Raw genomic sequence first — 12,954 nt, forward strand, 5'->3', positions numbered from 1 at the left:
TAGTTGGATATGTTTTTTCTATGATAATATCTTACTCTTATTATCTACTTCTTTTTCTTCTTCCTTCTTTTTTATTGCTTTTGGGTGCGAAGTTGGGATTATATGACTTCTTTTCATTCGACTTATTCCTTTGATCAGATGGCTTTCTAGGATTGTTAAACTTTGGAGCTGGAGCCTTGTCGAAAAGTTGTTGAATGAGATCTGCACGACCAATTTTTCTTAATTCTTGTTCAATTCCTCTTCGTTCTTCAGGTTTGTACCAGAAGAAGAATTGCCTTTGTGCCAACTTTTCTTTTGGAGTCTTAGCACTATATATAGGCTCTAAAGTATAAGGATGATAGCCCGTGTACCATGCTTCTGTACTAACTGTCATTGGAGTAGGGGTAAAGTCTTGTATTTGTTCTAGCTTAAAGTCTAGATTTTTAGTCTTTACCGCCAAGTCTGCCATATCTTCAGGCTTACAACCAGGGTGACTACTAATGAAATAAGGAATAATTTGTTGTTTTAAATTTTCTTCTCTATTGATTCTATCGAATATCTTTTTAAACTCATAGAACTGCTCAAAAGAAGGTTTTCTCATTAGTCCTAACACATCATCACTAGTGTGTTCGGGTGCAACTTTCAAACGACCACTAACGTGTTTGGTGATAAGTTCGTGTATATATTCTTTTGCTGCAGCGTTAGTTTTATCATCTTTACTTTTATGAAGCAATAAATCGTATCTTACACCACTACCTATAAAGCTCTTCTTTAATCCAGGTAAAGCATCAACTGCACGATATATTTCAAGTATTTTGGTGTGATCAGTATTTAAGTTTGTACAAACTTTAGGACTGATACATGATGGGCGTTTACATTTCTCGCATATATTTTGGTTCTTACCAGCCATTCCATACATGTTGGCAGATGGTCCTCCAAGGTCTGAAAGATATCCTTTAAAGTCGGGCATACTTATTATTTGTTTCACTTCTTTAATGATACTTTCTTTAGAACGACAAGTTACAAATTTACCTTGGTGGGCAGATATTGTGCAAAAAGAACATCCTCCGAAACAGCCTTGGTGAATGTTTACCGAGAATTTAATCATCTCATATGCAGGAATACGTTTGTTCTTATATTTAGGATGAGGCAAACGTGTGTAAGGAAGGTCGAACATTGCATCGAGTTCTGCTGTGGTCATAGTAGGGAATGGTGGGTTAACAACCGTATATTTTCCGTCGACTTCTTGCAAAAGTCGTTGGGCATGCATTTTGTTAGACTCTTCTTCTATATACTTAAAGTTCTCTGCATGTGCCTTTTTGTTTTGTAAACACTCTTCATAACTATGCAAGATGATATCCTTATCTGTTATCCCTCCTTGTATATTATCTTTACTTGCAAGATATACTGTTTGTGGAATTTCGGTGACTTTCTTGATGTTTCGACCTTGTTCAATAGCCTCTGCAAGAGCAAGAATAGATTTTGCTCCAACACCATATAATAGCATGTCTGCACCAGAGTCGCATAAAATAGACTTTCTAAGCCTATTTTGCCAGTAGTCAAAGTGAGTGACACGACGTAGAGAAGCTTCGATACCACCAATAACAACGGGAACATCTGGAAAAAGTTTTTTTAATATTTGTGTGTAAACAATTGAAGGGTAGTCAGGTCTACAGTCGTGTCTTCCATCAGGACTATAGGCATCTTCAGATCTTAATCGTTTATTGGCAGTATATTTATTCACCATAGAATCCATGTTCCCAGGCGAAACTGCAAAAAAAAGACGTGGTTTTCCAAGCTTTTTAAAGTCACGGAAATCTCCATGCCAGTCTGGTTGTGGGACGATTGCGATGCGATATCCTGCAGCTTCTATAGAGCGTCCGATAACGGCAGGACCAAAAGAAGGATGATCTATGTATGCATCTCCAGTGAATAGAATAATATCTAATTCATCCCAACCACGCAAGGTACATTCTTTCTTTGTTGTGGGTAGGAAGTCGGTAAGTAAGTATTTGCTTTCCAAAACTATTTTATCGAAATTTGAACTCTAAATAACTAATTTGTATAATGAATGATTTTTACCTATATTAAATAGGATTCAAGTGACATTTGAAATGATTTAAATGCTAAATTATTTTTCTATTTCTTGGATATATAAAAGCATAAGTTGGTGGAGTCCAAAAGCTTTCATGTACTTATGATATATAACGTCAAGACAAAGGTCTAATAACTCTTTACTTGTATTATCTTCGTTTCCTAGAAGAGAGCGTATGTTGAGTCGTAATTTATCTAATAAATCCTCATCAATAATGCCATTACTATCAACAAGATTACGAAACAAAGAATATTTTTGTATTGTTTTGAGATGCTCATCGCTCACCTCAATAAACTTACTACCACTTGAATTTGCTTGTATTTTATAAATCATAATTATTTTTGTTTGGGCGTTAATAAATAATTAAGAATACCTCTCATGAGTTTATTACGTGTGTCTTTATCAATAATACATTCAAAAGGGAATCCCATGGTAAAGCAAGAATAGTCTGAACCTTTATAAGCTACAGCAGAACTAGTCTGGTCTGCATATTGCATTGCACAAATTGCAGAGGGTAATGGATGAATGATATCAGTTTTAGGAGCAGCGTAATGTGTGTCGTTATAATAATTATATAAATTAAGATTTAACCCTAATCCAGTTATATATGAGTTGTTTTTACAACTATCTGTAGGACTATAATTAACCTTAAGTGTGTTTTCTAAGAACTGTTTGTCGCTAAATGTTTTCATATCCGATGCGACATAAGCTCCGCTAACAATAAGAGAACCACCTTTTTGGGTGTATTGTTGCAAAAGTTTTTGCATATTGGGAGTGAACGTTTTATAGTTTTTCAAACTATTGCCAGTACTCTTTTCAAGTCCAAGAATCAAGTCAATACATTTGTATTTATCAAGATTAAACTTTCGTGTGAATACTGCTTCGCTTGAACTACTCACGATATTGTATTTTTGTGCAGTGGCAATGGCTTCAGTATGTTCAATCGTATAGTTGAAAGTGTTTCCCATGATGACCTTTCCTGCAAGTGATTCGTCAGAGAAACCTAACCCATCAGGACCTTCAATGCCGGCTTTGTTTTTAGAAAAAACCTTCTGATAACCATTCCAACCTAGGGTTTTACCATATGAAACACCTATATCATCTTTTAAGTCAAATCCCTGTTCGTTTTCATTATTGATGACAGTAGGCCCCGATAAACGATTAAAACCGTTTATAACCAATATAGTTTCACTTGCTTGCGGTTGGTAATAAGCAGATAAAACTTCTGTAGGGAAACTTTCACCACCATTATTGCAAGCCGTAATATAAAAGTTATATTGTATATTGGGCTCGAGTTTCATAGTATAATGGTTTGTTTTTATATTCGTTCCATTATCGAATCCACTTGTACCTGTAGCCATATATACATTAAAAGAAGTGGCGTTTGAGGTTGATTCAGAGTGGTCTGTAGTTGCTTCCCATGATAATTCAACTTTTGATTCATCTTTAAATTCAATTTTAAAGCATTTAGGTGTTAATGGAGCAACAATGTAATCTTCCCCATGTTGATTTGTGATGTACTTTAATAAAGATTTGTATAAAGAACGAGCAAAGGTGAATTTAAAATTGGGATCTTGACCTAATAACATGTCAGGGAAATTCTGATGAGACATCGTCTCAATGATCGCTGCGGGAACTTCGGGAAGTCTTGCTTCTGAATAATTGCGATCCCAAAGGTAACGCTTAGCCCATTTCCCGTATTCTTGTTGAAGGTCTTTCACAAGATTGTTAAGCATAGAAGATGCTAAATCTTTAGAAGCATATCTTGAAATACCAGCATTTAGTCTACCATCATTATAGTCTGTTGTGTAGATTGCAAGTGAGCCAACAAGCGAATTGAAATCTTTTGCATAGCCTGCATCGCTATGTACAGCCAAAGAAAGCTCTAAAGGAACTTTTAATCCTTCAATAGTTGGAACGTAAACAGAACCTCCTGCAAGCCAATTTAACATGTGAGAGCGACTATTTATATCGTCTGCATAATCGTCTTCTCCACCTTTCCCACCATAAACAGAGTAGGGAGCACCTGACCATTGTGCAGTGTATCTAGCTCCTTCAAGGCAACGTGGCAAACCACTTTTTATGCCTCCACGATTGATATTGCCCATTCCTCCACCAAAACGAATGGCGTCTGAGGTTACAACTCCTTTGTGGTGAGAGTGATTTGTTATAACAACTCTATTAAAAGGATTACACCCTTTGTCAAACAAAAAAGTACCTATATATACCCAAGTGCCTCCTCCCATCTCTTGATTTACTGTGATTTTAGTTTCAACACCTTTGTGATAAACGATGTATTCAGCATCATCTACGCTGTTCTCTAATGTTGAATAACTAACATAAACAGCGTATTCACCTTCTTGAGGAATATTAGGTTGATATGAAATACTTGAAACTTGTTTTCCTTTTGTGGTCTTAATCATTCTTGAAGTACCTCCTATAAAAGGATTTACTCCATCATATAAATCTCCTTGAATATTGCTAAAACCATTGGTTGGAGATGCTTCCCAGCTCTTAGAATTATTTATCTCGACATAATAAGGAGATTTATATTTATCATCGTTGTCAATAATTACTTCATTACATTGCCAATCTCTTTCTCTAGGTGTAAAAACATTGGCTCCTGCTTTCTCAAGCATTGGAATAAGATAGGGTATAACTATAGTTTGAGTAAACAAGTCTTCAGTTGTACCAAACATACTAGGACGTTGCCATTTCCATGTTTGTTTCTTTGCATCATAAAACCTTCCATGGCTTGCCCACACAGCAATGTGCCTGTTTTGAAGTCCCTTTGTAATATGATGAGGTCGTGAATTGTTTTTTACCCATGGGGCGTTTTGATAGTTAATATCTCCCCATGTGTTTTCTATCTCATTGGAAACTTGTCCCAAAAGATTAGAATAGAAGAATAAAAAAGAAAATAAACAGATACAAATTTTGCTCATTATAGTTATTCTCCTATAGTGAATTTCTCTGGGAATTTGGGTTTAAAGTCTTTAAAATATTGTTTTATTTCATGCATGTCTTTGTCTACATCTCCTGTAGGAATGAATGTTTTTGTGCATTGTATTAGTTTTTTTTCATAATCTACCCCATATAATAATAAAGGAATATTAGCTTTCAATGCAATGAAATAAGCCCCTTTTTTCCATTCAGGATTAAGAGATCGGGTTCCTTCAGGAGTGATACAGATTGTGAAAGTTTTTGATAAACTGGCCATCTCTGCTAGGTGATCCGTCATAGATGCGTGCTTAGAGCGCCAAACAGGGATTCCTCCTATACTGCGGAAAAAAGTGCCTAATGGTCCAATAAACCACTCTTTCTTCATCAAGAAATTTATTTTATAGCCTTCTGCTCTCATATATAACTGTCCTAAAATAAAGTCCCAGTTACTTGTATGCGGTGCTAAACAGATAATATATTTATTAGGATGTTCCTCCGTAACATTTTTTTTCCAACCTAATACTTGATAAAGTAGAAAATGGCAAATTGATTTTAACATGAAATAAATATAAAATTAATGTAAGTTAGATATTTGATCTACGATTTCATTTACTCGCTCTTCAAATTCATTTATCAGTATTGTGAAATATTTCTTAGGAGGAATTCCAGGCTCTAGGTGTGATATCCTACATACGAAGTCATTTCTTAATGCTATAATACAAGATAATAATGTATTTACACTTTCTTCGTTTTTAACATTGTTATATAACGATGCTGCTATGCATTCTGCAAATAAATCTCTGCAAACATCATTTATTGTTTGTTTAATATCTTTCTTACTGCTCATAATTATAATGTATTGATTGGTCTGTTCTTATTTATATATGGATAAAGCACCATAAATTAATTAGTTATCCAGATTTAGATTTAAAATAAATTCTACACTTTTGGATACTTGATGCAAATAAGTTTTGTTGTTATTTTATTTTTTACAAAGATAGAAAAAAAATAAAATCAAGTATGGTTTTCTTGTAAAAAGTTTCTTAAAAAGATGTTTTATTATTATTTTATCTGTCATTATCCATTAAAAACTTGTATTTTTGCAAATATAAAATATTTATAAACAGAATATATAAAATAATAGAGATGAAAACAAGTGCATTGCAACAAGCAAGAGCAGCTTATCAACCTAAGCTTCCAAAGGCGCTCCAAGGCGCAGTGAAAGTACAGGAAGGTGCTCCCACACAAAGTGTAGATAACCAAGAAGAAATTAAAGAGTTGTTCCCCAATACTTATGGTATGCCTCTTGTAGAATTTGTTCCTGGTGAAACAGAGAATGCTAAACAAATGAATGTGGGTATCATTTTGAGTGGTGGTCAAGCACCTGGTGGACACAATGTTATTAGTGGTTTGTTCGATCAAGTAAAGAAATTAAATCCTAACAACAAACTATATGGTTTCTTAATGGGACCTGGTGGTCTTGTTGATCATAACTATGTTGAAATCACAGAAGAGCTATTGAAAGATTATCGTAATACTGGTGGTTTCGACTTGATAGGTAGTGGTAGAACAAAACTTGAAAAAGAAGAACAATTTGAAAAAGGACTTGAAGTTATTCGTCAATTAAATATCAATGCCATTGTTATTATTGGTGGTGACGATTCTAATACAAATGCTTGTGTTCTTGCAGAATACTATGCAGCAAAGAACTATGGCGTACAAGTTATTGGATGTCCTAAAACAATTGATGGTGACTTGAAAAATAGCCAAATTGAAACTTCTTTTGGTTTCGATACAGCTACGAAAACTTATTCAGAAGTTATTGGAAACATTGAACGTGACTGTAATTCAGCTCGTAAATATTGGCATTTTATTAAGCTAATGGGTCGAAGTGCATCTCATATTGCGCTTGAATGTGCTCTACAAACCCAACCTAATATTTGCTTAATATCTGAAGAAATAGAGACTAAAGACCAAACACTTAATGATATTATTGAGAACATTGCAGAGGTAGTTGCTTATCGTGCAAGCCAAGGAAACAACTTTGGTGTAGTGCTAATTCCTGAAGGATTGGTAGAGTTTATTCCTGCAATTGGTCGCTTAATCCAAGAGTTGAATGACTTGTTAGCTGCTCATGGTGCAGATTATGCAGATCTTGATAAAGATGCACAACGTGCTTATATTCTTGCACATCTTACAGAAGAGAACAGAGCTACATTCGAAACTCTTCCTGAAGGCGTTGCTCGTCAATTATCATTAGATAGAGATCCACACGGAAACGTTCAAGTTTCTTTGATCGAAACAGAAAAACTTATTTCTGATATGGTTGGTGCTAAGCTTGCACAATGGAAGAAAGAAGGTAAATATAATGGTAAATTCTCTGCTCTTCACCACTTCTTTGGTTATGAAGGACGTTGCGCTGCTCCTTCAAACTTTGATGCAGACTATTGCTATGCCCTTGGAACTAGTGCAGCATTGCTTATTGCAAGCGGTAAAACAGGTTATATGGCAATCGTTAAGAACACAACAGCTAGAACAGATGAGTGGAAAGCTGGCGGTGTGCCCATCACAATGATGATGAACATGGAAAGAAGAAATGGCGAAATGAAGCCCGTTATTCGCAAGGCATTAGTTGAGCTAGATGGTAAGCCTTTCAAAGCATTTGTTGCACAACGTGAACAATGGGCAAAAGAAACATGCTATGTTTATCCTGGTCCAATTCAATATTGGGGTCCTGCAGAGGTATGCGATCAACCTACAAAGACTCTTGAATTAGAACAAGAAAAATAAGAATATAGATTTTATTTATTTTAGAGTTAAATGTTGCTCTGATTGCTCTTTTTTGATCAGAGCAACATTTCTCTTTTTATTTTAGCACATCATGTCTTCTCGTAGGCATCAATCACGAAGAACAAGAAAAAAACATAAGGTTTTCTTTTGGAAGAGATTACCACGCTGGGTACGGATTCTACTACTTTTTTTAGGTGGAATTGTGTATGCATGGGTCTTCTATTACTTTTTCGTTAGTCCTACAGGTTTCCGTTGGAGAGCATTGTATGGAGATGCAGAATATCCCGAAGGATACGAGATCCATGGTATAGATATATCTCATTATCAAGGTGATATTGATTGGAGTAAACTTAAAACAGCTAAGATAAAGAATAGCCCAGTGAAATTTATTCTAATAAAATCCACAGAAGGCTCTAATAAACTAGATGAAAATTTCAATGATAATTTTTATCAAGCTCGTGAGAATGGTTTCATAAGAGGGGCTTATCACTTTTGGAGTAATAGGACCAGTCCACGGCAACAAGCTTATTATTTTCTAAAACAAGTGCATCTTGAAGATGGAGATTTACCTCCTGTTTTAGATGTTGAGCATAAACAAAAAAATAAAAGTAATGAAGAGTTTCAACGTGATATCTTAACTTGGTTACATATTGTGGAGGATAAGTATCATGTAAAACCCATTATTTACACTTATTATAAATTTAAAGAAGCTTATTTAAATGCACCTGTTTTTGATGATTATCCATATTGGATTGCTCACTATTATGTTGAGAAGGTGGCTTACAAAGGTTCTTGGAAGTTTTGGCAACATACTGATGTAGGTAAACTCCCAGGTATAAAAGGATATGTAGACTTTAATATTTATAATGGCTCATATTATGATTTAAGAAAAATGACAATAGGAAATCAAGAGCAAGAATGGTAGAGATTCTAATAAAGTTCTTAAGGATAGAATAATGATAGTAAAGTAGAGCTTAACGAATGAAAGCATTTCTATATTATAAAATCTATTGAAATCATATTGAATAAAGTAGATAAATAGTGCTTATATATAACATGAAAATAAAAAAGATTCCATAGTTTTTGGAAGTTTAATAAAATATGTATACCTTTGCACTATATCTTAAGGAATAATATCAATATAAAAGATGTTATAATGGTGGATTCATCTAACGGTTAGGATACAAGATTCTCAATCTTGGCATAGGGGTTCGATTCCCCTATCCACTACAAAATGCTCATAAGAAATTATTACTTATTGAGCATTTCTTCTTTAAAAAAGGTTATATTTTATCCATAATTTATATTCCAGAGAACACTAAATGTTCCATAATATGGTGTTTTTTTAGGATAAAAAACTCTAGATAACCTTGTCTTTTATATTATTTTATTGGAGTTATATTATCTTCAAATCGTTTAATTACGTGTAGATTACAATGAATCCCTTTGTGAAGTTTGTATTTACAATCAAAATAACAAACTTTTTCTCAGACGTATTAAAGCTTAATTTAGCAACTTTTTCTATCTTTGCACAAAGTAGAAAGAGGTAAGAATGGTAATGATCACTTCTTTGTTATTATGAAATAAATTATATTTAGAGAATAGATATAACGCAGGTAAATGGATTATCAAAGAATAATAGATAAATATTATCCAACAGAAAATAAGCTAAAGAATATCTTAATGATCCATAGTAGGGAGGTTGCCGACTTTGCTTTAGCTGTAATTACACGACACCCCGAACTAAACATCGATGCTTCTTTTGTTGAAGAAGCAGCAATGTTACATGATATTGGTATCTTTCAATGCGATGCGAGTGGTATAGAATGTTTTGGTTCTCATCCTTATATCTTACATGGACGTATTGGTGCAGATATATTAAGAAAGGAATCGTTTCCTCAACATGCTCGAGTTTGTGAGCGACATACAGGTGCAGGGATAACAAAACAGCAGATACAAGAAAATAACTTGCCTCTTCCGCTTCTAGATTTTTGTCCAGAAAGCATCGAAGAAAAGCTCGTTTGTTATGCCGATAAGTTCTTTTCTAAAACTAAATTAGATAAAACAAAGACTTTCGAAGAGGCACTTCGAAGTTTAAAGAAGTTTGGAGATGATGGTATAGAACGCTTTTGTTCGTGGCACGAAATCTTCAAATAAGATATCTTTTATTTTCTTTTGTGTACGTAGATAATGAATCATTCCAAAGGAAGAGTGATAAATAAAAGTTTTATTCGCAAAACATCTGTAGAACGTTAAAAATGAAAAATATAGGATATATGTGCTATATAATAAGTAATTTTGCGGTATAATGAGGTCAAAGTTTTTAATTCTAATATTCTTGTTGGTTGTTACTTGCATACTTGCAGGTAACTCTTTTGTTGTTCAGAAACGTAAAGGGCAACATAAAAAGCAAGATACAATATCGCTAAAAGATAGTAATAAGCTAGCATTACCGCTTATTTCATCAACGGATACATCGGCTTTAGATTCGTTGCAACGAGCAATATATAAATATAATAAACATATTGACGATTCTGTTCGCTTAGATTCTATTAATAAAACTAAAGCAACAGGAATAGATGCTCCTGTCAGTTATCAAGCAAACGACTCACTGGTTTACGATGCTTACACTAAAAAAGCCTATCTTTATGGTACTTCTCAGGTGAAATATGAAGAGATGGACCTCACAAGTGAAAAGATAAACATGAGCTTAGATAGTAGTTTGGTGCATGCAACTGGTGTGTATGCCGACACAACGAACTCCAAACTTAAAGGAACTCCTATCTTCAAAATGGGCTCAGACACCTATAATAACGACACCATTGCATTTAATTTTAAAACAAAAAAAGGACTCATTTCTAATGTACATACAAAGCAACAAGAAGGTTTCTTAAGTAGTAAAATAGCAAAACGTGACGAGAAAGGGGATATCTATCTTGAACATGGACGTTATACTACATGTGATAAGGATTGTCCCGACTTTTATATTTCCTTGTCAAGAGCTAAGGTTCGCACAGGAAAAGACGTTGTGTTCGGACCTGCTTATCTTGTTGTTGCCGACGTTCCGTTGCCCCTTGCCATTCCTTATGGATTCTTTCCCTTTTCCAAAAGCTATTCAAGTGGTTTCATTATGCCTACTTATGGAGACGAAAGTACTCGTGGATTTTATTTAAGAGATGGTGGATATTATTTTGCTGCGAGCGACAAATGGGATCTAAAATTATTAGGAGAGATTTATACAAAAGGCTCTTGGGGAATCTCTGCAGCAAGTAATTACAACAAAAGATATAAGTATAGCGGAAATGTTTTGGTGGCTTATCAAGACACAAAAACAGGAGATAAGGGACTACCCGACTACACAAGACAAAAGAGTTACAAAGTTCAATGGAGTCATAGACAAGATAGTAAGGCCAATCCTTTTAGCAACTTATCGGCAAGTGTCAATTTTGCTTCATCAAGTTATGAAAGGAATAACCTCAATAGTTTATACAATCCGCAAACATTATCGCAAAGTACTCGTACCTCATCTGTTAGTTGGGGCACTTCATTCTCAAGTATTGGAATGACCTTAAGCAGTACCATGAACTTATCACAGAATATGCGTGACTCATCGATAGCTGTGACATTGCCCGACTTTAACGTTAGTATTAGTCGTTTTTATCCTTTCAAACGAAAGCATGCTGTAGGCAAAGAACGTTGGTACGAGAAGATTGCTATGAGTTATACAGGGCAGATGTCTAACTCTATAGCAACGAAAGAAGAACGTCTTTTTAATTCTTCTTTGATCAAAGACTGGCGTAATGGAATACAGCATAATATTCCAATCAATGCTAATTTTACCTTATTTAAATTCATTAATATTAATCCTTCCTTTAACTTTGTCGACCGAATGTATACAAATAAGGTCACTCGTTCTTGGAATGCAGTAACACAAAAGGAAGTGGCAGACACAACTTATGGATTTCATAATATCTATAATTGGAGCATGAGTTTAAGTATGGCAACTAAATTATATGGATTTTATGTGCCAAACAGAAAGATCTTTGGAGATAAAATACGTGCTATTCGCCACGTTGTCACTCCTTCTGTGAGCTTAAACTATTCTCCAGACTTTGGTTCTGCACGTTATGGGTATTATCAAACCTATCAAAAAACCGATGCTGCTGGTAATGTTAGCTTGGTAGAATATTCGCCATTTCAAAATAATATCTATGGAGTACCAGGACATGGACGCACAGGAAGCATTTCAATGAGCCTAGATAACAACATTGAAATGAAGGTAAAGAGCGATAAAGACACAACAGGTGTGAAGAAAATCAGTATTATTGATGCCTTTGGATTATCGATGTCGTATAATATGGCGGCAAAAGATAGACCTTGGAGTGACCTTAGTATGAATATAAGACTTAAGTGGTGGAAGAGCTATACCTTTAACATGAATGCCGTATTTGCTACTTATGCTTATGAACTTGATGCCTCTGGAAATCCTTATATCGGTACTCATACAGAATGGGGAAAAGGTCGTTTAGGTAGATTTCAAGGTATGTCGCAGAACTTCTCTTATACTTTAACGCCTGAAAAGATAAAGAAACTTTTTGGAGGTAATAGCGATACTGATGATAAAAAGGGTTTGAAGAAGAAACAAGACGATGATGGTATCGACACAGATATCGAGAGTAATGTTGACGAGAACTTAGTAAAAGGTCAGCGAAAGCTGAGAGGTGAAGAGCAAAATGCAAAGGCTGAGACCGATAACGATGGATATATGAAATTCTCAATGCCATGGTCTTTAACCTTTGGTTATGGTATAACAATGCGTGAAAACACCTCAGGTCGCTTCAATACCAAAACAATGCGCTATCCATATAAGTTCTCTCAAACATTAAATGTCAGTGGTAGTTTGCGCTTAAGCGAAGGTTGGAATATCAGTTTCTCATCGGGTTACGACTTTGAAAACCACGCTTTGAGTATGACAACTGCATCTCTTCAACGTGACCTACATTGTTTTAATATGAGTTGTTCTGTGGTTTTAGCACCTTATACCAGCTATAATTTCAGTTTCAGATGTAATGCTTCAACGCTAACAGATGCCTTGAAATACGACAAGCGGAGTGGATACACCAATGCTGTGCAATGGTATTAAAGTT

At 34.8% G+C, this 12,954-nt stretch carries 9 protein-coding genes and 1 tRNA gene; 5 read left to right on the forward strand and 5 right to left on the reverse strand.

Going from position 1 to position 12,954, the window contains the following annotated elements; all coding sequences use genetic code 11:
• Positions 1-40: 40 nt before the first annotated feature.
• The 5 genes from HMPREF0669_RS04090 to HMPREF0669_RS04110 form a co-directional block, all read right to left on the reverse strand.
• A complete protein-coding gene (locus tag HMPREF0669_RS04090) occupies positions 41-2,002 on the reverse strand; it encodes a YgiQ family radical SAM protein (RefSeq protein WP_020967155.1) in 1,962 nt (653 codons plus the stop codon).
• 108 nt (positions 2,003-2,110) lie between these two features.
• Complete coding sequence (locus HMPREF0669_RS04095; RefSeq protein ID WP_198024638.1) at positions 2,111-2,404, reverse strand: hypothetical protein; 294 nt, start codon at positions 2,402-2,404, stop codon at positions 2,111-2,113.
• A 5-nt stretch (positions 2,405-2,409) separates the two neighbouring features.
• On the reverse strand, positions 2,410-5,019 hold the full coding sequence (locus HMPREF0669_RS04100; RefSeq protein WP_009227257.1) for a hypothetical protein: 2,610 nt from the start codon (positions 5,017-5,019) through the stop codon (positions 2,410-2,412).
• A 5-nt stretch (positions 5,020-5,024) separates the two neighbouring features.
• On the reverse strand, positions 5,025-5,576 hold the full coding sequence (locus HMPREF0669_RS04105; RefSeq protein ID WP_009227258.1) for a 1-acyl-sn-glycerol-3-phosphate acyltransferase: 552 nt from the start codon (positions 5,574-5,576) through the stop codon (positions 5,025-5,027).
• 15 nt (positions 5,577-5,591) lie between these two features.
• Positions 5,592-5,864, reverse strand: coding sequence for a hypothetical protein (locus HMPREF0669_RS04110; protein WP_020967156.1), 273 nt, complete (start codon positions 5,862-5,864; stop codon positions 5,592-5,594).
• Positions 5,865-6,163: 299 nt separating this feature from the next.
• On the opposite strand from HMPREF0669_RS04110, the gene HMPREF0669_RS04115 reads away from it, so the two are divergent.
• The 5 genes from HMPREF0669_RS04115 to HMPREF0669_RS04135 all read left to right on the forward strand — a co-directional run bounded on the left by HMPREF0669_RS04115 (position 6,164) and on the right by HMPREF0669_RS04135 (position 12,950).
• Positions 6,164-7,807 (forward strand): diphosphate--fructose-6-phosphate 1-phosphotransferase, encoded by a 1,644-nt coding sequence (locus tag HMPREF0669_RS04115; RefSeq protein WP_009227259.1) that lies wholly within the window; start codon positions 6,164-6,166, stop codon positions 7,805-7,807.
• Positions 7,808-7,898: 91 nt separating this feature from the next.
• The gene (locus tag HMPREF0669_RS04120) at positions 7,899-8,732 is read left to right on the forward strand and encodes a glycoside hydrolase family 25 protein (RefSeq protein ID WP_009227260.1); all 834 of its coding nucleotides are present in this window, start codon (positions 7,899-7,901) and stop codon (positions 8,730-8,732) included.
• Positions 8,733-8,965: 233 nt separating this feature from the next.
• Positions 8,966-9,037: transfer RNA gene (locus HMPREF0669_RS04125), tRNA-Glu, on the forward strand.
• 390 nt (positions 9,038-9,427) lie between these two features.
• A complete protein-coding gene (locus HMPREF0669_RS04130) occupies positions 9,428-9,964 on the forward strand; it encodes an HDIG domain-containing metalloprotein (RefSeq protein ID WP_009227261.1) in 537 nt (178 codons plus the stop codon).
• Between the two features lie 151 nt (positions 9,965-10,115).
• The gene (locus tag HMPREF0669_RS04135) at positions 10,116-12,950 is read left to right on the forward strand and encodes a putative LPS assembly protein LptD (RefSeq protein WP_020967157.1); all 2,835 of its coding nucleotides are present in this window, start codon (positions 10,116-10,118) and stop codon (positions 12,948-12,950) included.
• The last annotated feature ends 4 nt before the right edge of the window (positions 12,951-12,954 follow it).

It is taken from the genome of Prevotella sp. oral taxon 299 str. F0039 (assembly GCF_000163055.2).
Lineage (GTDB): Bacteria > Bacteroidota > Bacteroidia > Bacteroidales > Bacteroidaceae > Prevotella.